Source organism: Methylohalobius crimeensis 10Ki (assembly GCF_000421465.1).
Taxonomy (GTDB): domain Bacteria; phylum Pseudomonadota; class Gammaproteobacteria; order Methylococcales; family Methylothermaceae; genus Methylohalobius; species Methylohalobius crimeensis.
Window position 1 is genome coordinate 1,673,698 of record NZ_ATXB01000001.1, and the last position, 22,744, is coordinate 1,696,441.

24 protein-coding genes are annotated in these 22,744 nt (G+C 59.3%); 17 read left to right on the forward strand and 7 right to left on the reverse strand.

From position 1 onward, the window contains the following. Window positions 1-5 precede the first annotated feature (5 nt). The 7 genes from nusA (at window position 6) to H035_RS0108415 (ending at window position 8,246) form a co-directional block, all read left to right on the forward strand. On the forward strand, window positions 6-1,517 hold the full coding sequence (nusA, locus tag H035_RS0108385; protein WP_022948540.1) for a transcription termination factor NusA: 1,512 nt from the start codon (window positions 6-8) through the stop codon (window positions 1,515-1,517). A gap of 17 nt (window positions 1,518-1,534) precedes the next feature. Beyond that, a complete protein-coding gene (gene infB, locus H035_RS0108390) occupies window positions 1,535-4,063 on the forward strand; it encodes a translation initiation factor IF-2 (protein ID WP_022948541.1) in 2,529 nt (842 codons plus the stop codon). Window positions 4,064-4,066: 3 nt separating this feature from the next. Further along, window positions 4,067-4,465: a 30S ribosome-binding factor RbfA gene (rbfA, locus tag H035_RS0108395; protein ID WP_022948542.1), complete on the forward strand. Its 399-nt coding sequence runs from the start codon at window positions 4,067-4,069 to the stop codon at window positions 4,463-4,465. Further along, complete coding sequence (gene truB / locus H035_RS0108400; RefSeq protein ID WP_022948543.1) at window positions 4,458-5,411, forward strand: tRNA pseudouridine(55) synthase TruB; 954 nt, start codon at window positions 4,458-4,460, stop codon at window positions 5,409-5,411. Before rbfA ends, truB begins: the two co-directional genes overlap by 8 nt. 40 nt (window positions 5,412-5,451) lie before the next feature. Then, entirely contained in the window at window positions 5,452-5,721 is a 270-nt protein-coding gene (rpsO, locus tag H035_RS0108405; RefSeq protein WP_022948544.1) for a 30S ribosomal protein S15, read from the forward strand. Window positions 5,722-5,803: 82 nt separating this feature from the next. Further along, window positions 5,804-7,894, forward strand: coding sequence for a polyribonucleotide nucleotidyltransferase (gene pnp, locus H035_RS0108410; protein ID WP_022948545.1), 2,091 nt, complete (start codon window positions 5,804-5,806; stop codon window positions 7,892-7,894). A gap of 58 nt (window positions 7,895-7,952) precedes the next feature. Continuing rightward, window positions 7,953-8,246, forward strand: a complete 294-nt coding sequence (locus tag H035_RS0108415; protein ID WP_022948546.1) for a DUF1971 domain-containing protein — start codon at window positions 7,953-7,955, stop codon at window positions 8,244-8,246. Here the strand turns inward: H035_RS0108415 and H035_RS0108420 are convergent. After that, window positions 8,206-8,595 carry a DUF488 domain-containing protein gene (locus tag H035_RS0108420; protein ID WP_026596411.1) on the reverse strand — a complete coding sequence of 130 codons (390 nt, stop codon included), beginning with the start codon at window positions 8,593-8,595 and terminating at the stop codon, window positions 8,206-8,208. The genes H035_RS0108415 and H035_RS0108420 overlap by 41 nt on opposite strands. A 157-nt stretch (window positions 8,596-8,752) precedes the next feature. On the opposite strand from H035_RS0108420, the gene H035_RS18885 reads away from it, so the two are divergent. Together H035_RS18885 and H035_RS0108430 are read left to right on the forward strand one after the other, a co-directional pair. Then, the gene (locus H035_RS18885; protein WP_022948548.1) at window positions 8,753-9,070 is read left to right on the forward strand and encodes a hypothetical protein; all 318 of its coding nucleotides are present in this window, start codon (window positions 8,753-8,755) and stop codon (window positions 9,068-9,070) included. A gap of 84 nt (window positions 9,071-9,154) precedes the next feature. Further along, window positions 9,155-9,655, forward strand: coding sequence for a BCAM0308 family protein (locus H035_RS0108430; protein ID WP_022948549.1), 501 nt, complete (start codon window positions 9,155-9,157; stop codon window positions 9,653-9,655). A 10-nt stretch (window positions 9,656-9,665) separates the two neighbouring features. Here H035_RS0108430 and H035_RS0108435 read toward each other — a convergent pair whose 3' ends face one another. The 6 genes from H035_RS0108435 to H035_RS0108465 all read right to left on the reverse strand — a co-directional run bounded on the left by H035_RS0108435 (window position 9,666) and on the right by H035_RS0108465 (window position 16,534). Next, on the reverse strand, window positions 9,666-10,841 hold the full coding sequence (locus H035_RS0108435) for a site-2 protease family protein (RefSeq protein WP_200861536.1): 1,176 nt from the start codon (window positions 10,839-10,841) through the stop codon (window positions 9,666-9,668). A gap of 79 nt (window positions 10,842-10,920) precedes the next feature. Then, entirely contained in the window at window positions 10,921-12,042 is a 1,122-nt protein-coding gene (locus tag H035_RS0108440) for an ABC transporter permease (protein WP_235044560.1), read from the reverse strand. 230 nt (window positions 12,043-12,272) lie between these two features. After that, on the reverse strand, window positions 12,273-13,214 hold the full coding sequence (locus tag H035_RS0108450) for an IS110 family RNA-guided transposase (RefSeq protein ID WP_026596270.1): 942 nt from the start codon (window positions 13,212-13,214) through the stop codon (window positions 12,273-12,275). Window positions 13,215-13,491: 277 nt separating this feature from the next. Next, complete coding sequence (locus tag H035_RS0108455) at window positions 13,492-14,697, reverse strand: ABC transporter permease (RefSeq protein WP_022948553.1); 1,206 nt, start codon at window positions 14,695-14,697, stop codon at window positions 13,492-13,494. Then, on the reverse strand, window positions 14,694-15,392 hold the full coding sequence (locus H035_RS0108460; RefSeq protein ID WP_022948554.1) for an ABC transporter ATP-binding protein: 699 nt from the start codon (window positions 15,390-15,392) through the stop codon (window positions 14,694-14,696). Before H035_RS0108460 ends, H035_RS0108455 begins: the two co-directional genes overlap by 4 nt. Continuing rightward, a complete protein-coding gene (locus H035_RS0108465; protein WP_022948555.1) occupies window positions 15,392-16,534 on the reverse strand; it encodes an efflux RND transporter periplasmic adaptor subunit in 1,143 nt (380 codons plus the stop codon). The genes H035_RS0108460 and H035_RS0108465 overlap by 1 nt, the downstream gene beginning before the upstream one ends. Before the next feature lie 71 nt (window positions 16,535-16,605). On the opposite strand from H035_RS0108465, the gene atpD reads away from it, so the two are divergent. From atpD to H035_RS0108505, 8 genes are read left to right on the forward strand one after another with little or no spacing between them, the layout of a single operon-like run. Then, window positions 16,606-17,976, forward strand: a complete 1,371-nt coding sequence (gene atpD / locus H035_RS0108470; protein ID WP_022948556.1) for a F0F1 ATP synthase subunit beta — start codon at window positions 16,606-16,608, stop codon at window positions 17,974-17,976. Then, on the forward strand, window positions 17,973-18,398 hold the full coding sequence (locus H035_RS0108475; RefSeq protein ID WP_022948557.1) for an ATP synthase F0F1 subunit epsilon: 426 nt from the start codon (window positions 17,973-17,975) through the stop codon (window positions 18,396-18,398). Before atpD ends, H035_RS0108475 begins: the two co-directional genes overlap by 4 nt. Next, the gene (locus tag H035_RS0108480; RefSeq protein WP_022948558.1) at window positions 18,395-18,673 is read left to right on the forward strand and encodes an AtpZ/AtpI family protein; all 279 of its coding nucleotides are present in this window, start codon (window positions 18,395-18,397) and stop codon (window positions 18,671-18,673) included. Before H035_RS0108475 ends, H035_RS0108480 begins: the two co-directional genes overlap by 4 nt. Before the next feature lie 3 nt (window positions 18,674-18,676). After that, window positions 18,677-19,384: a F0F1 ATP synthase subunit A gene (locus H035_RS0108485; protein WP_022948559.1), complete on the forward strand. Its 708-nt coding sequence runs from the start codon at window positions 18,677-18,679 to the stop codon at window positions 19,382-19,384. Continuing rightward, window positions 19,381-19,650, forward strand: coding sequence for a F0F1 ATP synthase subunit C (locus H035_RS0108490; RefSeq protein ID WP_022948560.1), 270 nt, complete (start codon window positions 19,381-19,383; stop codon window positions 19,648-19,650). Before H035_RS0108485 ends, H035_RS0108490 begins: the two co-directional genes overlap by 4 nt. 5 nt (window positions 19,651-19,655) lie before the next feature. Then, window positions 19,656-20,423, forward strand: a complete 768-nt coding sequence (locus H035_RS0108495) for a F0F1 ATP synthase subunit delta (RefSeq protein ID WP_022948561.1) — start codon at window positions 19,656-19,658, stop codon at window positions 20,421-20,423. Further along, entirely contained in the window at window positions 20,407-21,885 is a 1,479-nt protein-coding gene (locus H035_RS0108500; RefSeq protein WP_022948562.1) for a F0F1 ATP synthase subunit alpha, read from the forward strand. Before H035_RS0108495 ends, H035_RS0108500 begins: the two co-directional genes overlap by 17 nt. Further along, window positions 21,882-22,733: a F0F1 ATP synthase subunit gamma gene (locus H035_RS0108505; RefSeq protein WP_022948563.1), complete on the forward strand. Its 852-nt coding sequence runs from the start codon at window positions 21,882-21,884 to the stop codon at window positions 22,731-22,733. The genes H035_RS0108500 and H035_RS0108505 overlap by 4 nt, the downstream gene beginning before the upstream one ends. Window positions 22,734-22,744: the final 11 nt, after the last annotated feature.

Genomic DNA, 22,744 nt, shown 5'->3' on the forward strand with positions numbered 1-22,744 from the left:
AGCCGATGACAAACAAAGAGATTCTACGTGTTGTCGACGTGGTTTCCCACGAAAAGGACATCGACAAGGAGACCATTTTTCAAGCCCTGGAAACCGCCCTGGCCACCGCCACGACCAAGAAGCGCGAAGGCGGAATCGATGTGCGGGTGGAGATCGATCGGGAAACGGGCGAGTACAAAACTTTCCGTCGCTGGCAAGTGGTGGAATCGGATCAGTTGGAAGATCCGGAGCGGGAAATAATCCTGGAAGAAGCTCGCGATATCGACCCGGAGTCCGAGCTGGGGGGATACGTGGAGCGTCCCATCGAATCCATCGCCTTCGGCCGGATCGCCGCGCAAACCGCCAAGCAGGTCATCGTGCAGAAGGTGCGCGAAGCGGAGCGGCGCAAAGTCGTGGAAGCGTATAAGGACCGGGTCGGGCAATTGGTCACCGGAGTGGTCAAACGGACCGAGCGGGGCAACGTTTATTTGGATTTGGGCGAAAACGCGGAAGCCTTGATCCCCCGCGAGGAAACCATTGCTCACGAATCTTTCCGAATCGGGGATCGGGTGCGCGGTTATCTTAAGGAAGTCCGCGAGGAAGGCCGCGGTCCTCAGTTGATCGTCAGCCGCACCGCGCCGGAACTGTTGATCGAGCTGTTCCGGCTGGAAGTGCCGGAAATCGGCGAGGATGTGATCGAAATCAAGGGGGCCGCCCGCGAGCCCGGCGTGCGGGCCAAGCTGGCGGTGAAAAGCAATGACCCGCGCCTGGATCCGATCGGCGCTTGCATCGGCATGCGCGGCTCTCGGGTGCAGGCGGTTTCCAACGAACTCAACGGGGAACGGGTCGATATCATCCTCTGGGATGAAAACGAAGCCCAATTTGTCATCAATGCGATGGCGCCGGCCGATATCGTTTCCATCGTGGTGGACGAGGACGCCCATGCCATGGATATCGCGGTAGCCGACGAAAATCTGTCCCAGGCGATCGGTCGGGGCGGGCAAAACGTGCGCTTGGCGAGCCTGCTGACCGGTTGGGAGCTGAATGTGATGTCGGCATCGGAAATGGAGGAAAAACACCGCTCCGAGTCGGAATTGATCAAACAAAAATTCATGGAGCAACTGGATATCGACGAGGATCTTTCCGATGCGCTCGTCCAGGAAGGATTTACTTCCCTGGAGGAATTGGCCTACGTACCGGCCAAGGAACTGTTGGGGATCGAAGCCTTCGACGAGGAGTTGGTGGACGAGTTGCGCAAGCGTGCCCGCGATGCCTTGCTGTTGAAGGCGATCGCCTCCGAGGAGCAGGCCGATGCCACCCAAGCGCCGGAACCCGAATTGCTGGCATTGGAAGGCATGAGCGAAGCGCTGGCGCATCAATTGGCGAAAACCGGCGTCGTCTCCGTGGACGATCTGGCCGAAATGTCGGTGGACGAACTGCGGGAAGTCAATGCCGGTCTGGACGAGGATAAGGCCGCGCAATTGATCATGAAGGCGCGTGAACCGTGGTTCGCGGAGCAAAGTCAGGCAGGTGAGTAAAAAGGGGGTGAGAATATATGAGTGAAGTGACCGTTAGACAATTGGCCGATACCATCGGTATTCCACCGGAACGCCTGCTGAGTCAATTGACCGAAGCCGGCCTGCCTAAAAGCGATGCCAATGATATTTTGAACGATGACGAAAAGGTGCGCTTATTGGCGTATCTGCGCCAGAGTCACGGCAAGGGCGACACGGATGAAACCGCGGAACCGCGCCGGGTGACGCTGAAGCGCCGGGAAGTCAAAGAGCTTCGTCAAGGTCGGGTACCGGGGCGCGGAACCAAGACCGTCAGCGTGGAGGTGCGCAAACGCCGCACCTATGTCAAGCGCAGCGCGGTCAGCGGCTTGACGCCGGAGCAGGTGGAGGCGGAAAAGGCCCGCCAGGCATTGGAGGAGCAACGCCGCCAGGAGGCCCTGGAAGAAGACAAACGCCGCGAGGAAGCCGAAGCCGCCCGTCGCGCCGAGGAAGACAAGCGCCGCGAGGAAGAGTTGCGTCGTCGACAGGAAGCCGAGGAGCAGGTCCGCCGCGAAGCGGAGGAGGCGGCGCGCCGCGAGGAAAAAGCGGCCAAAGAGGCGGCTGAGGTCGAAGCCAAGGAAAAAGCGCCCGTCGAGACGGCGCCTCCCGCGGAAAAGCCGGCGCCTTCCCGCAAAGCCCGGGAAGAGAAAAAGGCGAAGAAAAAGGAACGCCCCGAACGCAAAAAGCTGGAGGCTTCGGAGAAGGTATTGGCCGCCAAGGCGCGCCGCAAGAAAAAGGCGAAGGCCGAAAAGCCGCGTCCGCCGGTCACTCAAACGGTACGCGAGGTGGCGGTCCCCGAATCGATCACCGTTTCCGATCTGGCCCAACGCATGGCGGTCAAAGCCACCGAAGTGATCAAGCAGTTGATGAAACTGGGCATCATGGCGACCATCAACCAGGATCTCGATCAGGAAACGGCGGCGATCATCGTCGAGGAAATGGGGCATAAGGTCAAATTGCAAAGTCCCGAGGATCTGGAAGGGGATCTTCTGTCCCGGGCGACCGTTTCCTTGTCCAAGGAGAAAAGCCGGTCGCCGGTGGTGACCATCATGGGACACGTGGATCACGGCAAGACCTCCCTATTGGACTATATTCGCCGGACTCGAGTGGCGGCCGGAGAAGCCGGCGGGATTACCCAGCATATCGGCGCTTATCAGGTAAAGGCCGATCACGGTCGGATTACCTTCCTGGACACGCCCGGCCACGCCGCTTTCACCGCGATGCGGGCCCGCGGCGCCCAGGCGACCGATATTGTCGTGTTGGTGGTGGCCGCCGACGACGGCGTGATGCCGCAGACCAAGGAAGCGGTGGAGCACGCCCGCGCGGCGGGGGTGCCGCTGGTGGTGGCCGTCAATAAGATCGATAAGCCGGATACCGACCCCGATCGGATCAAAAATGAATTGTCGGCCCTGAAAGTGGTGCCGGAAGAATGGGGCGGGGATACCCAGTTTGTTCCGGTGTCGGCGATGACCGGTCAGGGGATCGATCACCTGCTGGAAGCGATTTTATTGCAATCCGAATTGTTGGAGCTGAAAGCGCCGACCAAGGGCAGTGCGCGCGGGGTGGTATTGGAATCCCGGTTGGATCGGGGGCGCGGGCCGGTGGCCGACGTCTTGGTACAGGCCGGTACCTTGAATAAGGGCGACATGGTGCTGTGCGGCGAACATTACGGCAGGATTCGGGCGATGTTCGACGAGCACGGTCGTCAGGTCAAGGAGGCGGGACCGTCGGCGCCGGTGGAAATCCTGGGGCTTTCCGGGGTACCCAACGCGGGGGACGAATTGACCGCGATGGAAGATGAAAAAATCGCCAGAGAAATCGCCGAATTGCGCACCGAGAAGAGCCGCTCCAAAAAACTGGCGGCACAACAAGCGACCAAGTTGGAACAGGTGTTCTCGCGGATGGAAGAAGGCGAGGCGGTGGATCTCAACCTGGTCATCAAGGCCGATGTGCAGGGAAGCCTGGAGGCCTTGCGCGATTCTCTCGCCAAGTTGTCCACCGAGAAAGTGCAAGTCCGGGTGATTTCCGGCGGCGTCGGCGGGATCAACGAGGGCGACGTCAACCTGGCCTTGGCTTCCGAGGCGATTATCATCGGCTTCAATGTTCGCGCCGATGCCGGCGGTCGCAAGCTGGCCGAGGAACGAGGGGTGGAAATCCGCTATTACAGCGTGATTTACGACGTCATCGACGACGTCAAGAAATCCATCAAGGGGATGTTGGCGCCGGAGATGAAGGAACGGATCGTCGGCTTGGCCGAGGTGCGCCAGGTCTTCCGTCATCCCAAACTGGGCCAGATTGCCGGCTGCATGGTCAAGGAAGGTTTCGTGCGTCGCAATCTCCCGATCCGCGTGTTGCGCGACAATGTGGTGATCTACGAAGGTCATTTGGAGTCCCTGCGCCGCTTCAAGGACGACGTCGCCGAGGTCAAGGCCGGCATGGAATGCGGGATCGGCGTCAAGAACTACAACGACGTCCGGGAAGGCGATCAGATCGAGGTCTACGAGCGGGTGGAAGTGGAGGCCGAAGGCTGAACCATGACCAAAGAATATGAGCGCGCTCGGCGGGTGGCTTCGCAGCTGCAAAGAGAATTGGCGGTGCTCATCCGCGACGAGCTCAAGGATCCGCGCCTGGGGTGGGTGACTGTGGACGACGTGGACGTGAGTCGGGATTTATCGGTGGCCAAGATTTATGTCAGTACGCTCGAAGAGAGTCAACTGGAAGCGACCCTCGAGGCGCTCAAGTCTGCGGCGCCTTTCTTGCGTCGGGAATTGGGCAAAGTCCTGCGGCTGCGTTTCATTCCGGAATTGCGTTTTTATCGAGATACCGCGATCGAAAGCGGCTTGAGAATGACGCGCTTATTGGATCGAATTGCCGAGCAAGAGGGGAGGAAAGATTCGAAGCCGACCGGCTCTGAAGGAGAATCGGATGAGTAAGCAACCCAGACGCCGCCGGGGAGACGATATCCACGGCATTTTGCTTTTAGACAAACCGCAGGGAGTGACCTCCAATCATGCCCTGCAGAAGGTCAAACGCTTGCTCGGTGCCCGCAAGGCGGGGCACACCGGCAGCCTGGATCCGGTCGCTTCGGGACTTTTGCCGATTTGTCTCGGCGAGGCGACCAAAATTTCGCCGTTTCTGCTGGGCAGCGACAAGCGTTATCGGGTGACGGTTCGCTTGGGAGCGGCGACCGCGACCGGCGATGTGGAAGGAGAGATTACCGACCGCCGTCCCGTGCCGGCTCTGAATGAACCGACGATTGAACCGGCTTTGGCGCGCTTCCGGGGAGAAATCGATCAGATTCCGCCCATGTATTCGGCGCTCAAGCAGGGCGGCAAGCGTCTCTACGATTTGGCCCGGCAGGGGATCGAAGTGGAACGCCCGCCACGGCGAGTGGCCATCCACTCGCTTGAGTTATTGGAGTTCGGTTCGGATTTTCTCAAGTTGGAAATTTTTTGCTCCAAGGGAACGTTCATCCGGACATTGGCCGAGGACATCGGCAAGGAACTCGGCACCGCCGGGCATGTGGAGGCATTGCGAAGGACGCGGGTGGGGGATTTCGTCATCGATGACGCCGTCACCCTGGATCGGCTGACGGCAATGTCCTTGGAGGAGCGCCGCCGGTTGTTGCTTCCCATCGATCGGGCGGTGCTTGCGTTTCCTTCGGTCAGTCTTTCCGATGATATGGCCTTTTACGTCATGCGGGGGCAGCCGGTCATGATTCCCAAACTTAAGGCGCAGGGATGCGTTCGCCTGTATAATCGGGAGGGAACCTTTCTGGGCGTGGGCGAAGTACTCGATGATGGTCGGGTTGCGCCTCGCCGCTTGTTCAAACTGGTCTTCTCGAGGCCGAATCGAAACGCTACGGAACAAACCGCGTAGCTGAAAATTTTCAACCATCAGTCTATCAGGAGTGACAACCATGCCTTTGAGCGCTGAAGAAAAACGCCAGATCATGCAGGATTATCAACGCGGCGAAGGGGACACCGGCTCCCCCGAGGTGCAGGTGGCCTTGCTGACCGCCCGGATCACGCAATTGACCCCTCATTTCCAGCAGCATAAAAAAGACGTCCATTCTCGCCGTGGCTTGTTGCGGTTGGTCAATCAGCGGCGCAAGCTTCTGAGTTATCTCAAACGCAAAGACATCGAACGCTATCGCAATCTAATCGAACGTCTAGGACTACGTAAGTAATATTCCCGATGAAACATTATCAGGACAGAGAATTTTTACGCACTTTAGTGCGTCCGCAGGGTGGCGTGCAGGGAGGTACGGCATGAACGCAATTCGTAAAGCATTCCAATACGGTGACCATGAGGTCGTTCTGGAAACCGGCGAAATCGCCCGTCAGGCCGACGGCGCGGTGCTGGTTCAGATGGACGGCACGGTGGTGCTGGTCACGGTGGTGGGAGCAAAGGAAGCGGCCTCAGGCACCGATTTTTTTCCCCTCACCGTCAACTACCAGGAAAAATCCTATGCCGCCGGACGCATTCCCGGCGGCTTTTTCAAACGCGAAGGTCGACCTTCGGAAAAGGAGACCTTGACTTCGCGCCTCATCGACCGCCCCATCCGTCCCTTGTTTCCGGACGGATTCCATAACGAGGTTCAAGTCATCGCCACGGTGCTGTCTTCCAATCCCGAAGTGGATGGGGACATTCCCGCGCTGATCGGTGCGTCGGCCGCCTTGTCGGTTGCCGGTTTGCCCTTCCAGGGGCCCATCGGGGCGGCGCGGGTCGGGTATCGGGACGGCCGATATCTGCTCAATCCCACCGCCACTGAACTCGCTGATTCGCAACTCGATTTGGTGGTAGCCGGTACCGAGCATGCGGTCATCATGGTGGAATCGGAGGCCAAGGAGTTGCCCGAGGACGTCATGCTGGATGCGGTTCTGTTCGGCCACGAACAGATGCAGACCGCCATCGAGGCGATCAAGGAATTGACCGCCGAGGTCAATCCCAGCGTTTGGGAATGGACCGCTCCGGAGACCGATGCCGAGTTGGAGGAAAAAGTGTCCGCCCAAGCTCGGGAAGGATTGCTGGAGGCCTATCGGGTTCGGGAAAAGAAAGCCCGCTCCCAAACGCTCAAGGAAATTCGCAGCGCGGTGATCGAGGCATTGACCGAGGACGAGCAATACACGCCGCTTGAGGTCAAATCCGTGTTGGAGACCCTGGAAAAGAAAATGGTCCGCGGAAGAATCCTCAGCGACGGCGATCGCATCGACGGGCGGGGCTTGGAAGACATTCGGCCGATCAGCATTCGGCCCGGCGTCCTGCCGCGCACGCACGGATCGGCCCTGTTTACCCGCGGCGAAACCCAGGCCATGGTGATCGCCACCCTGGGAACCGGACGGGACGCCCAGTTGATCGACGCCATCGAAGGGGAGTATTTGGAATCTTTCTTGCTCCACTATAATTTCCCGCCCTTCTGCGTGGGAGAGACGGGCTTCGTGGGGGCGCCCAAACGCCGCGAGATCGGTCACGGTCGACTGGCCAAACGGGCGCTGGTGGCGGTGATGCCCACCGAGGATGAATTTCCCTACGTGATCCGCGTGGTGTCGGAAATCACCGAGTCCAACGGTTCCAGCTCCATGGCCAGCGTCTGCGGCACCAGCCTGGCGCTCATGGATGCGGGGGTCCCCATCAAGGCGCCGGTGGCGGGGATCGCCATGGGGCTGATCAAGGAAGACGATCGGTACGCGGTCCTGTCCGACATCATGGGCGACGAGGATCACCTGGGCGATATGGACTTCAAAGTGGCGGGTACCGACAGCGGGGTGACCGCGCTGCAGATGGATATCAAGATCGAAGGGATTACCCCCGAGATCATGCGTACCGCGCTGGAACAGGCCAAGACCGGACGTTTCCATATTCTCGGCAAGATGAACGAAGTCCTGCCGTCGCACCGCGAGGAAATGTCCGACTATGCGCCGCGCATCACCACCTTCCGGATCGACCCGAACAAGATCCGCGACGTGATCGGCAAGGGCGGCGCCACCATCCGCAGCATCACCGAAGAGACCGGCGTCAGCATCGACATCAGCGACGACGGGATGGTCAAGATCGCATCCGTGGATAAGAGCGCCAGCGAAGAAGCGCGGCGCCGGATCGAGGAAATCATCGCCGACGTGGAGGTGGGCAAGGAATACGAAGGCAAGGTGGTCCGGATCATGGATTTCGGCGCCTTCGTCAATATCTTGCCGGGCCGGGACGGCCTTCTGCATATTTCCCAGATCACCGACCGGCGCTTGGAAAACGTCCGCGATGTCCTCAAGGAAGGCGACGTGGTCCGGGTCAAGGTACTCGAAATCGATCGCCAGGGAAGGGTGAGATTGAGCAAAAAAGGCGTCAAACAGGCGTCCGAGGACTGACCGGAAATATTAAAAAAGCAGGCAGGGAAGCCTGCTTTTTTATTTAAAGGAGCGCGACATGCGACCCTTACCCGATGGCCTTGTCTGCTACAAGAAAACCCCGGAATTTACCGAACAAACCATGCCGCCCGGATTGACCCGTTCTCATCGAACGGCTGCCGGGGTGTGGGGCGTCATTCGGGTACGGGAAGGCACCCTTAAATACCGGATTTTGCCGGACCCGGTGGAAGGCGCCGGTAAACCGGAGGAGCATCTGCTCGATCCGGACCGTCCCGGCGTCATTGAACCGGAGGTGCCCCACGAAGTGGAAGCTATGGGCCCGGTTCGGTTTCAGGTGGAGTTTTATCGCTGAGGCGCGACTCCAGGAACGCTTTCAGCGCAGCCGCGTTGTTGCGGTCGGTATCCTTGGCGGCGTAAACCAGAGTTACGGCGCCTTTTTCCAAGGCGTTCAATAGCGGGCGCCAGCTTTCCGGATTGTGCTCGAGTTCGTCGAAATATTTCTTTTGGAAAGCTTCCCATCTGTCGGGATCGTGCCCGAACCATCGCCGAAGCGCGGCGGAGGGGGCGGCTTCCTTGATCCAGCTCGTCAATTGCAATGCCTCCTTGCGTTTTCCCCGCGGCCACAGGCGGTCCACTAGATAGCGCGCGCCGTCTTCCTCGGTCGGGGGATCATAAGCGCGTTTGATGCGGAGCGGATGCATATGTATTTCCCATTCACGCCAATTTTTTAAATATACCATCGGCGCGGAATTTTCATTGATGAATCGCAATGACGTCTTTTATCGTTTTGGATTGAATATAAGGTGAGAAACCTGATTGATCATTGTATTTCCAGGGATTAACTGGCAGGCAAAACGAATGGCATATAGCGAAAACAAGATTCAGGCCGTATGGGAAAAGGGCCGGGTAACCCCGGATCGGGATCCGACCGAATGGCGTCAGGATCAATGCGGTGCGTGGCTCAACCGGCATCAATATAATTCGGAATTGGAATACGGTTGGAGGATCGAGAACGTGGAAGCCGGAGGCGGAGACGTTGGGGACAACTTGTATCCCTTTCATTGGAAGAATACCTTCGACATCGAAAACGGTAAGCCGAAGTGTCTGGTGACGGCCGACCGCACCGATTTGGCGCCCGGTCAGCATGTCGATCAACCGCGTAATGCCAATGTCTGAGGGGCGTGTTTGGAAGAGGACGAAGCCGCTGAGATCGACGGCTGAGACGGGAAATTTTGTGATGGTTCTGTGAGGGAGTGAAAAATGAGTGGAAAAGAAGGTGATGTCGGAAAGCAAGGTCGGCGGGATCGCTTGATCAAGGAGCGGATCCACGATCCTTACATGACGCGCAGCAAGCCGGCCGAGCCCAGTGTGTGCAAGGAATGCGGCGTGGTATTCAGCGGCGGAAGGTGGCAATGGCAATCCACTCCGCCGTCCGGTATCCATGACACCGTATGCCCGGCGTGCCTGCGCGTCCATGATAAAGTGCCGGCGGGGTTCTTAACCTTGGGCGGGGAGTTTTTCCATGCCCATCGGGATGAAATCCTCCATCTGGTCCACAATAAGGTGGAAGAACAGAAAGCCCAACATCCCATGAAACGCTTGATGGCTATCGAGGATCAGGATGGCGAGACGGTGATCACCTTTACCGATATCCATCTTCCGCGCGGCGTGGGCGAGGCGATCGAGCGTGCCTACGAGGGGGAGTTGGAAATCCAGTACACCGATGAAGCCGGACTCTTGCGTGTGTATTGGCGGCGTTGAGGAGACGTGTTCAGCCGGGGGATTGTTCGATCTCCAATTTGAGTTCGATGATCTCCCTCAAATCCCGCAGCGAAATGACGCCCACCAGGCGTTCATCTTCCGCCACCATGAAACACACGGGTGCGTCGGGTCGATTCATGGCGGACAACAACTTGGCGGTATCCATATCGGGGGAGATTGTGTTGGCGGACGAGGGGGGGGTGGACAGATCCCTTACTTGTTTTTGCGGCCATTGTTCGGAAGGTATTTTCTTAACGTCCTCCAGGGTGATGCAACCCAACAGCTTGGCGTCTTCCACCACCGGGAACATCCTGAAATGATAGCGATAGACGTAATCTTCGAGCAATTGCCGCACATTGATCGAGGGGGGGACGGTGACCGGTTCGCGCCGCATGAACCGGCTGGCGGGTTCCCCTTGAATCATTTCATGCAAAACCATTTGCTGGTATGAGGTCCGGGCGGCGCCGCGCAGGAAAGCGCCGATCAAAAACCACCACATGCCGCCGATGAAATTGCCTTGAATGAAGGCCAGAACGCCCAGAATCATCAACACCAGCCCGAATCCGGCGCCGATCTGACTGGAAAGGCGAGTGGCATCCAGCAGATTCTTCTTCCATTGCCATAGCAAGGCGCGCAGCATGCGACCGCCGTCCAGAGGAAAGGCGGGCACCAGGTTGAACACCGCGACCACCATGTTGACGATCCCCAGGTAGTGGGCGATTCCGATGATCGCGGTCGGCCACGCTCCCGAAGTGGCCAGAGTTTCCAGTTGGAAGAAAAGAAACGCGAGCAGAAAACTTGCCAGGGGACCTGCGATCGCCATGAAAAATTCCGCCTTGGGGCTGGGAGGCTCGTGTTCCATTTGCGCGACTCCGCCGAAGATGAACAGAGTAATCCCCCTGATCGGCAAGTCGTAGCGCCGTGCGACAAGCGAATGGGACAGTTCGTGGAACACGATGGAGAAGAAAATGCCCACCGCGCCGGCGACGCCCATCCACCAATAGGTTTTTTTGGAAAGGTCGGGATAATCGGCGGGAAACATCCCCGCGGCCAAGGTCCAGGTAATGAGCAGCGCCAAAAGCAACCAGCTCAGATCCAACTTGACCTCGAAACCGAAGAGACGAAACAGGCGGTAGCTCCCGAACATGGAGACCGACTCGGAAGATTTTCTTGGATTGCTAGCCACCTTATTCAGCCTCCTTTCGATGGAAATTGATTTCGAGTGTAGTGGGCGGGATCAAGCGCGGCATTGAGAAATATCAATTTCATTCCGCGCGCAACGCCACGATGGGATCCAGTCTTGCCGCCCGCCAGGCGGGAATCGCGCCCCCCGCAAGGCCCACGGCGACGGCGACCGCCTCGGCCAAAAGTGCGTAATCCCATTGCATGCGGGCGGGCAGTTCCGGAATCAAGAGGGCTATCAGCCAGGCGCCGCCCCCGCCCAGGACCAGTCCGGCGATTCCTCCCAGCAGCGCCAGCAGCAGGGCTTCCCCCAGGAAGAGGAAAATGACCTGCCGGCGGCGGGCGCCCAATGCACGCAGCAAGCCGATTTCGCCCCGCCGTTCGCTGACCGCGACCGTTTGGATGGTGAGAATGCCGATGCCGCCGACGATCAGGGAGATACTGCCCAAGGCACCCACCGCCAGCGTCAGGACTTCCAAGACCGAGCCCAAAGTCTCCAGCATTTGATCCTGGGTGATGAGGGTGAAGTCCTCGCGTCCGTGGCGACGCTGCAAAAGCGCGCGTATCTTTTCCGCCACCTTGGCGCTGTCGGCGTCGGGGGCATAGAGAATGTCGATTTCCATCACCCCTTCCCGGTTGAACAATCCCAAGGCGCGTTCCACCGGCACATACACCGCGTCGTCGAGGTCGAAGCCGAGCATTCTTCCCTTGGGGGTCATCATCCCGATGATACGGTAGCGCTCGCCGGCGATGGTCAGTCGTCGACCCAGCACCGATCCGCTGTCGAACAATTCATGACGGACGGTGGCGCCCAAGGTGGTGAACGGGCGGTTTCCGGGGGGGAGGAAGCGGCCGGCGGTAGGGGGAAGGCGCCAGACCCGGGGCAGGTCGGGACCCACCCCGAACAAGGTGGTGCGGCGACTGCGTCCGGCACCCTTGACCTCCACGTTGCCCATCACCATCGGCACCACGCCCAGCACTTGGGGAAGCCGTCCGATCGCTGCGGCGTCGGCCACCGTCAAGGGCCGGACCGTTCCGATCAGTCCTCCGGAGACGCCGAATGTTTGGGTACGCCCCGGCGTCACCGCGATCAAATGGCTTCCGAACTGGGTGAATTGATTGAGCACGAAGCGTTGCACGCCGCCGCCGATGGCGGTGAGCAACACCACCGTGGCGATGCCGATGGCGATCCCCAGACCAGTCAAAAAGCTGCGGCCTCCGTAAGCCCGAAGAGAAGCCGAAACAAGGTGAAGGTAATCGGGGAAGCGCATGGATTAGGAATTATTTACTTTTGTCGGCATCTGCGGGAAGAGCCGGAAATGGCGAAGCACCAAATGACTCAAATAGAGTCCCTTCTCCCGCTGGCGGGAGAAGGCAAGGTTGAGGGTGGTTCGAAAACCCTCTCCCGCCAGCGGGAGAGCAACCGTGTTTAAAGTCAAGTGTTTTGTGGCTGCCAAGGGGTATTATTTTTCAACATGGCATTCATGATGGTGAGCAACTTCCTCATGCAGGCGACGATGACGACCTTGGGCGGTTTGCCGGCGTTTTTGAGGCGTTCTGCAAAGGCGCGGATGACCGCATTACAGCGTATCGCCGAGATCGTGGCCATGTATAGCACGGCGCGAACCTCGGAGCGACCACCCCAGATGAAGCGCTTGCCGCGATACTGGCCACTGTCGTTGGCCATCGGCGCCACGCCGACCAGCGCGGCAATCTCGCGCCGGTTGAGGGTGCCCAGCTCCGGGCATTTTGCCAGCAACGTGACAATGGTCACCGAACCGACGCCGGGAATGCTCTTGAGCAGATCGTCCTTGGCCCGCCAGGCGTCCGACTCGCGCAACCGCCGGGTCAGGTCCCGGTCGTTCTGGTCAATCTGCTTGTCCAGCCAGGTGATATGCTTTTTCAGACTGGTTTGCAGCGGTTTCGTCGTGGCCCCATTCAATCGGAGGACCTCTTGAACCCGGATGCCGATCAACTGCCGCCGCCGATCCACCAGATCGTCCAAAGCGCGGGTGTCCGCATCCTTGAGCGGACGCGCCTGGGGACGGATGGCCCGGGCAAACGCCGCCAGCACCCCGGCATCCACCCGATCGGTCTTGGCCAGCCGGCCACTGGCCTTGGCAAAGTCGCGCACCTGGCGCGGATTGACCACCGCCACCGGCAATTCCTTACCCGCCAAGGCAGACGCAATCTGGGTTTCCAAACCGCCGGTGGCCTCGATGACGATCAAGGTCGGCCCGATCTCTTGCAACTGCAAAACCAGCTGATCGATCCCCTTGGCATCGTAGGCCACCTGCCATACCTGACCTTGAGGCTCGACCGCCCCATCCAGCGTCGCTTTCGACACGTCAATACCAACAAACTGTTCTGCATTCATTTCGTTCATGATTCCCAACCTTGCAAAAATACGGGCTTATCTGCCCAAGCAACCGTCCGGGTTATCCATGAAAACCGGTGCGACGCTCATCGCTTTCCCACGGGCTTGGTGTCCCAAGGGAGTTTCGAACTGCCGCACCGGGCCAGACATAAACCTACTCAAACAACCACTGTCCAGCAACACAAAACATACAAGGGAGATGATGGCATTCGCGATTACCTTGACCCTTGCACGCGTTTTGAAACAGACTTTGAATTTGCTCAATGCAAACACCTCGCTAGTGAGGATGGAGCGCGACCACCGGGTCCAGGCGGGCGGCGCGGCGCGCCGGCAGGAGACCGAAGATCAAACCGGTGCCGATGGCCACCGCGCCTGCGGCGGGCAGCGACCAGGGCGCCACCTGGAAGGAGATTTGCGGCCAAAGCCGGTCGAGGCCGGCCAGCGCCACCATCGCAAGTAAGGTTCCGCAGGCGGTGCCCAGAAGGGAAAGCAGCAGCGCTTCGGCGAGAAAAATTTTCAATATCTCGCCGGTGGATGCGCCCAATGCTTTGAGCAGACCGATTTCCGAAGTGCGCTGGGCCACCGCCACCAGCATCACGTTCATGATCAAGATACCCGCCACCACCAGGCTGATGGCGGCGATTCCGCCCACCGCCAGGGTCAGGCTTTGGAGAATCTGTCCGAAGGCGGATAGGATCGCGTCCTGAGTCAGAACGGTGATGTCTTTTTCGCCTTCATGGCGGGTTTGGATGATCGTTTCGATGTCCTGTTGGGCCCGGGGAATGGCGGCTCGACTTTGGGCCTGGGCCACGATTCGAAATAATCCGGGGGTGTTGAACAGCATTTGCGCCGAGGCCGCCGGGATCAGGGCGATCTCGTCCACTTCCTCGCCGAAGGCGTGACCGGTGCTTTGGAGGATTCCGATGACCCGGAAGCGGCGGTCGCCGATGCGAAGCCATTTTCCCAAAGCCGATTCACCCGCGAACAGCTCTCGTCTCAAGGTTTGGCCCAGGACTACCACCGGGCGCCCATGATGGGGATCGTCCGGGGGTAGGAATTGACCTCGGGCCATCTCCAGATGCCGAATAGCCAAAAAAGGGGAGGTGGTCCCCAGGATATTGGCCTCCCGGCTGCGGCCCCGGTACTGAACCGGCGCCGCGCCCACCACGATCGGTGCGACCTTCTCGACGGCGGAGCTTCGGAGCAGAGCGAGGGCGTCGTCCAGGGTCAGATCGCGCGGTGTTTCCCCCAATAAGGGCGGGGGGCCGCCGCGGGTTTCGTTGCGTCCGGGCAGAACGATCAGCAAATGGGTCCCCAGTCCGGCGAACTGGTCCACCACGTACCGGCGGGTGCTGTCGCCCAGGCCGGTCAGCAAGATCACCGCACAAGTAGCGATGCCCATGGCCAACAAGGTCAATCCGCTCCGCAAGGGGTTGGCGGCGATCGCCTGGAAAGCGAAACGAAACCGGTCGGGTAAATTCATGACTGCCTGGCATCCTGAATGATGGCGCCGTCGCGCATTTCGATCCGGCGCGCGGCCCGGGCGCCCAATTCTCGGTCGTGGGTGACCACGATCAAGGTCAATCCCTGCCGGTTCAATTTTTCGAGCACGCCGATCACTTCCCGACCGGAAGCCTGATCTAGATTGCCGGTGGGTTCGTCGGCGAGGATCAAGGCGGGTTCCATGGCCACCGCGCGACCAATGGCCACCCGCTGGCGCTGTCCCCCGGAAAGTTCGGCCGGGCGGTGGCGGGCGCGATCGGCCAGTCCCAGCGCATTCAACAGTTCGGTCACTCGCCGGTGTCGCTGTGAGGGAAGTATTCCGGCCAGGGTCATGGGAAGCTCGATGTTTTCCGCCGCGGTCAGGCGCGGGATCAGGTGAAACACCTGGAATACGAAGCCGATTTGGTCACGCCGCAAGCGGGCACGGTTTTCTTCGTCCAAAGAGGTGGTTTCGATACCCGAGAGGCGATAGCTCCCCTGGTCGGGTCGGTCGAGGAGACCGAGCACGTTGAGGAGGGTGCTCTTGCCGGACCCGGATGGACCCATCACCGCAAGATACTCCCCGGAGGCGATGTTCAAATGGACATTCCGGAGGCCGTAGACGATGGCCTCTCCCACCTGGAAAGTGCGTTCGATATCCCGTAATATCACTTGGCGGCGATGCGAGTCGTGCATTATTTCTCCTCGGCATAGGCTTCGGCGCCGGCCTGCACACCTTCTCGATCGAGAGAAAGCACCACTTCTTCGCCGGCGCTGAGACCTTGCCGAACTTCGGTCCAGTCCCAATTGCTCAGGCCCGTTTCGAGGCGGCGTTCCACCAGGCGATCCTGCTCCAATACCAACACTTGATCGGCTTCCCTGACCGCCTCGGTGGGAATCCGCAAGGTGTTTCCCCGGCGAGCCAGGATGATTTCCACGTCGGCGCTGTAGCCGGGGCGTTGCAGCGCTTCGTCTTCGGACTGGAGGAAGTCCACTTCCACCTCCACCGTGCGGGCTTGCTTTTCCACTTCCGATACATAGGGAGCGATGCGCCTGAGGCGGCCCGGAAATTGCCGCTCGCCGAAAGCGTCGATGTGAATGCGCGCCTCGAGACCGGGGGTCAGGTGTCCGCTGTCGATTTCGTCGATGGGGACCGAGATATAAAAACATTCCGCGGAGATCAGATCGACCGCCGGCGGCGTGGGAACGGCGGGCGGCGAGGGGGTGGCGTATTCGCCTTCCTCGCCGTAAACTTCCGCCACCAAGCCGTCGAAAGGCGCATAAAGAAGCGTCTTGGCCAGTTGGGCTTCGGCCAAGGCCAGGCGCGCCTCCCGCACAGTGATGGCCGCTTTGGCCGCGCGGCATTCCTCGGTCAAGGCCTTGGCTTCGGTGTCGGCCTGATCCACCGCCTCTTCGGAGACCAAGTTGCGTTTATACAAGGGAGGCAAGCGGGCGGCTTGGCGACGGGCGTTTTCGGCACGCAGGCAGGCGGCGTCGGCCGAAGCGCGGGCCACCTCGGTTTCGTTTTTGGCCAAGGCCACTTGGGCCTGGAAATCCCGGTTCCACAGACTCAAAAGGAGCTGACCCTGCTTGACCGAATCGCCTTCCTCGACCCATAGGCGTTCGATTTGTCCGCCGATTTCGGGAGAAAGGCGGCTGCGCCGGCAAGCCTTGACGCTGCCCACGCGCGTGTTGGCGACGGTTTCTTCCACCGTTCCATAGGCGACCGTATGGACCCGGACCGGAATGGGGCGGGGACGGTTGGCGTACCAGAAGACCAGGGCCAGCGCCAGCAGAACGAGAAGACTAAAAGCCGTGCGGCGTAAACCGGTTGACATGGCTTCATGGTAATCTAACCTTTTGAGGATTGCGACGCTCCAGAGCCTTAGTATGTTTTCCCGTTGCTCCCATGTCTAAACGCGACCGTCAGATCGGTACGATCGTCGAAGTCCACGGGCCGGTGGTGGTGATCGCTTGCGAACGTCTGCCCGCTTTGCGCCAGGCGCTGAGTGCGGCGTTCGATCACGAAGAATATATATTCGAGGTCCATCAGCATTTGGACGAAACCCACGTCCGCGCCGTCACCTTGCACCGGACTTCGGGACTTAGAAGAGGCATGCCGGTGTACGATACGGGCGCACCGCTTCACGTCCCGGTCACCGAGCACTGCCTCGGCCGGTTGGTGAATGTTTTCGGCCAGCCCCTGGATGGCGGCGCTTCCCTGGAGGATACGGAATACCGCAACATCCATTCCCTTCCCGCGCCCCTGAGCGAGGCGGTCGGAATCAGTGGGATTCTGGAAACCGGAATCAAGGTGATCGATCTGTTGTGCCCTTTCGTGCGTGGCGGCAAGACCGGCTTGTTCGGCGGCGCGGGGGTGGGCAAGACGGTGTTGATCATGGAGTTCATGCACGCGGTGATTTCCCTCCATCAAGGGGTCTCGGTATTCGCCGGGGTGGGCGAAAGGATCCGCGAAGGTCATGAACTGTGGATGGAGCTGAAGCGGGCGGAAGTCATGGAGAAGTCCCTTCTGGTATTCGGACAGATGGACGAATCGCCGGGGGTGCGTTTCCGCGTCGGGTTGACCGCCTTGACCTATGCCGAATATCTGCGCGACCGCCTGCACAAGGAAGTCCTTTTCCTGGTGGACAATATTTTTCGTTTCGTCCAGGCCGGTAGCGAGATTTCCAGCCTCCTGGGAAGGATGCCGGCCACGGTGGGCTATCAACCGACCTTGGGCACCGAAGTGGCGGAAATCGAGGAGCGTATTCTGTCCACCCGCCAAGGGGCGGTCACCTCGGTGCAGGCGGTTTACGTGCCCGCCGACGATATGACCGATCCGGCCGTGAGCACCATCCTGAGCCACTTGGATACCACCGTCATTTTATCGCGCGCCATCGCCGCGCAAGGCCTTTATCCGGCGGTTGATCCATTGCGTTCCGGAAGCAAAATGATGGATCGGCATTTTCTCGGCGACCGGCATTACACCATCGCCGAAGGGGTGCGCGAGCATCTGGCCCGTTATGCCGAACTTCAGGATGTGATCGCCATGCTCGGATTGGAAGAGTTGTCCCCGGAAGACCGGCAAATCGTGCATCGGGCGCGGCGCTTGCAGCGTTATTTGACCCAGCCTTTCCATGTCACCGCCCAATTCACCGGTATACCGGGGGCATCGGTGCCGTTGGAAAAAACCTTGAACGATTGCGAGGCGTTTCTGAACGGCGAATATGACGATTTATCCGAAGATGATTGTTACATGCGCGGCACGATGAGCGAATGAGCCTCACATTCATTCTTCATCTCCAGGGGGCGACCCAGTCCGATCGTATCGAGGGCGTCGTCTCGTTCTGGGGCAAGGACGCCTCCGGCGCCTTCGCCATCTGGCCGGGTCATGTACGAATGCTGACCGTGCTGGAATTGGGTTTGGCCCGCTTCCGGTGCGAGGAGGGAAGCTGGGAATATCTGGCTTTGCCGGGGGCGGTATTGTATTTCGTCCCGGATGAATCCAGCCGCTCCGGAGGCCAATTATTTTTGAGCTGCCGGAAATTTGTGCGGGGCCGAAACCTGGAAACCATTGAACAGGCGCTCGAGACACAAATTTCCGAAGAGGAACGCCAGTTCAAGGACATCAAAACCTCGTTGCGTAAAATGGAGGAAGCGATGTTTAAACGTTTGTGGCAGTTGGGGAGGGAAAGCAAATGATCGCGCCCCGTCACCGGGACTGGTTGGTGGCAGTCCGGCGCCAGGTACGCGACTTTCGCCGCTCCTCGGATGAAGAGCGCACCCTCTTGGCCCAGCTTGCTTACCTGGGAACCGCGGGGTTGGTGTTGGTATTGCCCATGGTGGCCGGTGCTTATTTGGGTAATTGGATCGACAGCAAGCTTCCCGGTTATTCGATTCAATGGACCCTGAGTTTGATTTTTCTGGGCTTGGTGCTCGGCCTGGTCAATCTTTGGCTATTGTTCAAGGGAGAATAAAGCGTGCGGGACGGAGAGATCTTCCCGATCGTCGTATTCCATTTGGGACCATTGGAGCTGACCGATACCCTGCTGACCGCTTTCGGTCTGACCGTCGTTATCTGGCTGGGAAGCGTGTTGTTTTCCCGCCGACTCAAGCAGGATCCCGGGCCGATACAGACCTCGGTGGAAGGCATCGTGCTGGCGATGGAGGCATCGATTCGGCAAGTGCTGCCGGCCCATGTGGCGCAGGTGGGGCCTTTCATCATGGGGCTTTGGTGGTTTCTGCTTCTGGCCAATCTGATCGGCTTGATTCCGGGGCTCCATTCGCCCACCCGCGATCTTTCCATTACTTCGGCCCTGGCGCTGCTGGTGTTTTTGTCGGTTCATTGGTTCGGCATTCGCAGTGAAGGCTGGAAAGGCTATCTGAGTCATTATCTAAAGCCGTTTCCGTTTTTGCTACCGTTTCATTTGGTGAGTGAAATCACCCGAACCGTTGCCTTGGCGGTGCGGTTGTTCGGCAATATGATGAGCCTCGACCTGGTGGCCTTGATCGTGCTGATGCTGGCCGGATTTCTGGTTCCGGTGCCGATCCTCATGCTCCATATCGTGGAGGCGCTGGTGCAGACTTACATTTTCGGGATGCTCGCCTTGATGTATATCGCCGGAGGGATTCATTCCTCGCCGCGGCGTTTCGAGTCCCACCCACAAGACAAAGAGGATAGCCAATGACAAATGATATGACCTGGATCGTCGTCGCATCGACGGTGGCGGCGGCGTTGGGGATCGGAATCGGCGTGTTGGGGCCGGGAATGGCCATGGGGCGCGCCATCGGGCAGGCCCTGGATGCGCTGGCCAGACAGCCGGAGGCGGAGAAATCCCTGCTGCGGATGTTGTTCATCGGCCTGGCGATGATCGAATCCCTGGCGATTTATTGCCTGGTGATCATTCTGATCATTTTGTTTCGCAATCCCTTGCTGAGTTATGTGGTGGGATAAAAGGGATGGAATTGAACTGGTCCACCTTCGTTTTGGAGATCGTCAACTTTCTGGTCCTGGTGTGGTTGATCCACCGATTCCTTTACCGGCCGGTACGCCAAACCGTGGATCGCCGACGAAAAGCGATCGAAGAACGGTTGGCCGAGGCCGATCGTTTGCATCAGGAGGCCGAGGAGATGCAAGCCCGTTACGAGAACCGGTTGGCGGAATGGGAGCAGGAAAAGCAAAAACATTACGAATCCTTGGGCCGGGAATTGACGAGCGAACGCCAACGCCGTCTCGAAGCGCTGGAAAAGGAGATCGCGGCCGAACACGCAAAAGCCCGAAAATTATGGGAGCAGGAAAAAAGGGAACAGCACCATCATTTGGAGCGTGCAGCCCTGAATCTGGGCGCTTCCTTTACCGCCAAATTGCTGGAGCGTTTGGCCGACCGGCATCTCCAGGATCGCCTATTAGAGCTTCTCAAGGAAGATCTCGAGAGCTGGTCCGGCGATCGAATCGAGTCGCTTCGTCGAGGTTGGCGCAATAATCCCGTCCCGGTCACGGTGACCTCGGCTTTCCCTCTGGAAGAAACCCGTCGGCGCACGATCCATACCCTTTTGAAGCAGCTCTTGGATGAAGCACCCGAAGCGACATTTGCGGTCGATACCGATCTGCTCGCGGGGGTACACGTCGATTTGGGCGCATATATCCTGCGCGCCAATTTGCGCGACGAGCTGAAATTTTTTGCCCATGGAGAAGAATCGAGCGTCGGTGATGAAAGATTCCATTGATTGGTCCACCGGCGGGGACGCATTTGAAACGTTACGCCACCGGCTCGAGGGTTACCGATTCGAGCCGCACCTGACCGAGCAGGGGGAAGTCGTCTCGGTGGGAGACGGGATCACCTGGATTCAGGGGCTGCCGTCGGCGGCGTTGGACGATCTTCTCCAGTTCGATGAAGGCAGCCGGGGCGTGGTATTCGACTTGCGGGCCGATCGGGTGGGAGCGATTCTTCTGGAGCAGAGCGACCGTTTGACCGCCGGGACCACGGTTCAGCGCGCCGGCAGGATCTTGAGTATCCCGGTGGGGCAGGCGCTTCTGGGAAGGGTGATCGATCCTTTGGGCTATCCCCTGGACGGCTTGGAGCCCCCTTCTTGTCATGCTCGTCGGCCCTTGGACGCTTTGTCGCCGCCGATCGTCGCGCGGGATTTCGTCGAGACGCCCCTGTATAGCGGTTGCAAGAGCATCGACACCATGATCCCCCTCGGACGCGGTCAGCGTCAGCTCATCATCGGCGACGAGGGGACCGGGCGTAGCTCCCTGGCGCTGGATGCGGTGATTCATCAGCGCCATCAAAATGTCCTTTGTGTCTATGTGCTGATCGGCCAGAAGCGCTCGAGCGTGGTCGCCACCATCGAGACCCTGCGCCGGTTCGACGCCATGGACTATACCGTGGTGGTGGTGGGGGAGGCCTTTGCCTTGCCCGGCTTGAAGTATTTGGCGCCCATGGCCGGCTGCGCCATCGCCGAATATTGGATGCTACGTGGCCGCGATACCCTGGTGATATACGACGATCTCAGCACCCATGCCGCGACCTACCGGGAATTGTCCCTGCTCCTGCGTCGCCCTCCCGGACGCGAAGCCTATCCGGGGGATGTGTTTTACCTTCATTCGCGCCTTTTGGAACGGTCCACGCGTCTGAATGCCGACCACGGAGGGGGGAGTATGTCGGCGCTCCCCGTTGTCGAAACCAAGCAAGGGGAAATCGCCGCCTACATTCCCACCAATCTGATCTCCATTACCGACGGGCAGGTGTATCTGGATCAGCAGTTGTTCGCCGCCGGTTTCCGCCCCGCCATCGACATCGGCAAATCGGTCTCCCGGATCGGCGGCAAAGCCCAGCATCCCAAAATCAAAGCCGAGGCAGGGCGAATGAAACTGGATTATCTGCAGTTTCTGGACTTGGAAGCCTTCACCCGCTTCGGGGCCAAGTTGGAGGAAAGCGTGGCGCGGAAGATCCGGCGCGGGCGCATACTTCGGGAAATCCTGAAGCAAGAGCGTTTGCATCCCTTGCCCATCGAATTTCAACTGGCGTGGTTGATCGCCTTCAATGAAGGATTAATCGACTCGATCGCATTGGACCAGGTGCCGGAACGGATCGCTTCTCTGGAGAAAGCGGTGGCAACTTCCGGTTTGGGATTGGAGACCGATCGCGAAGTGTGGCTCCACCATCTCAGGGGGTGGTTGGCATGAGCCGTCGCCGTGAGGTGGAAAGCCGCCTGACCGCCCTGGGGGAAATGCGCGAGATTATGGCGGCGATGAAGAATTTGGCCTTCATGGAAACGCGCAAACTTGGCCGGTTCATGGATTACCAGCGCCTTGCGGTGGCGACCATCGAACGGGCGGCGACGGATTTTTTGAGCGGCTGGCCGGAATACTTTTCCCAATCCGTTCCCACCCGGATTGCTTTTGTGGTGATCGGCTCGGAGCGGGGTTTCTGCGGCGATTACAACGAAAAGCTGTTGGAAGCGGTGGAGAACCACTGCCGGAGAATGCACTGCCGGGCACGGTTGGTGGCGGTGGGAAGCCGCCTGGAAGACCAATTGAGAGGAGACTCCCGGTTGCTTCACTCCATGGCGGGGGCCACGGTGGCGGAAGAGGTACCCGAGGTGCTCCAAGAGGTGGTGACGGTAATCAATCGTTTGGACAAAGAAGGGCAACCGGCCGCCTGGTTCGGTTTGCATCATAGCGACAGTCACAATGACGGCAGCTTCTCCTCCCGGCTTACCTCGCTTTTGCCGCCGTTCCAGCAGTTGAAGACCAAAACCGAAACTTTAGCCGGGCAACCTCTCTTGTATCTGGAACCGGGGGTATTATTGGAAGGGTTGGTGGATCACTACCTATTTGCGCTGCTCAATACGATGTTTTTCGAAGCCTTGCTGGCCGAGCACCAGCGGCGCGTTCAGCACCTTTCCGGCGCCATCGACCGGCTCGATGAGAATTGCCGAAATCTCGCCATTCGCCGCAACGTCCTGCGCCAGGAAGAAATTACCGAAGAGATCGAAATGATCATGTTGAGTGCCGGCGCGCTGGAAGAATAGGGTTGATCTCT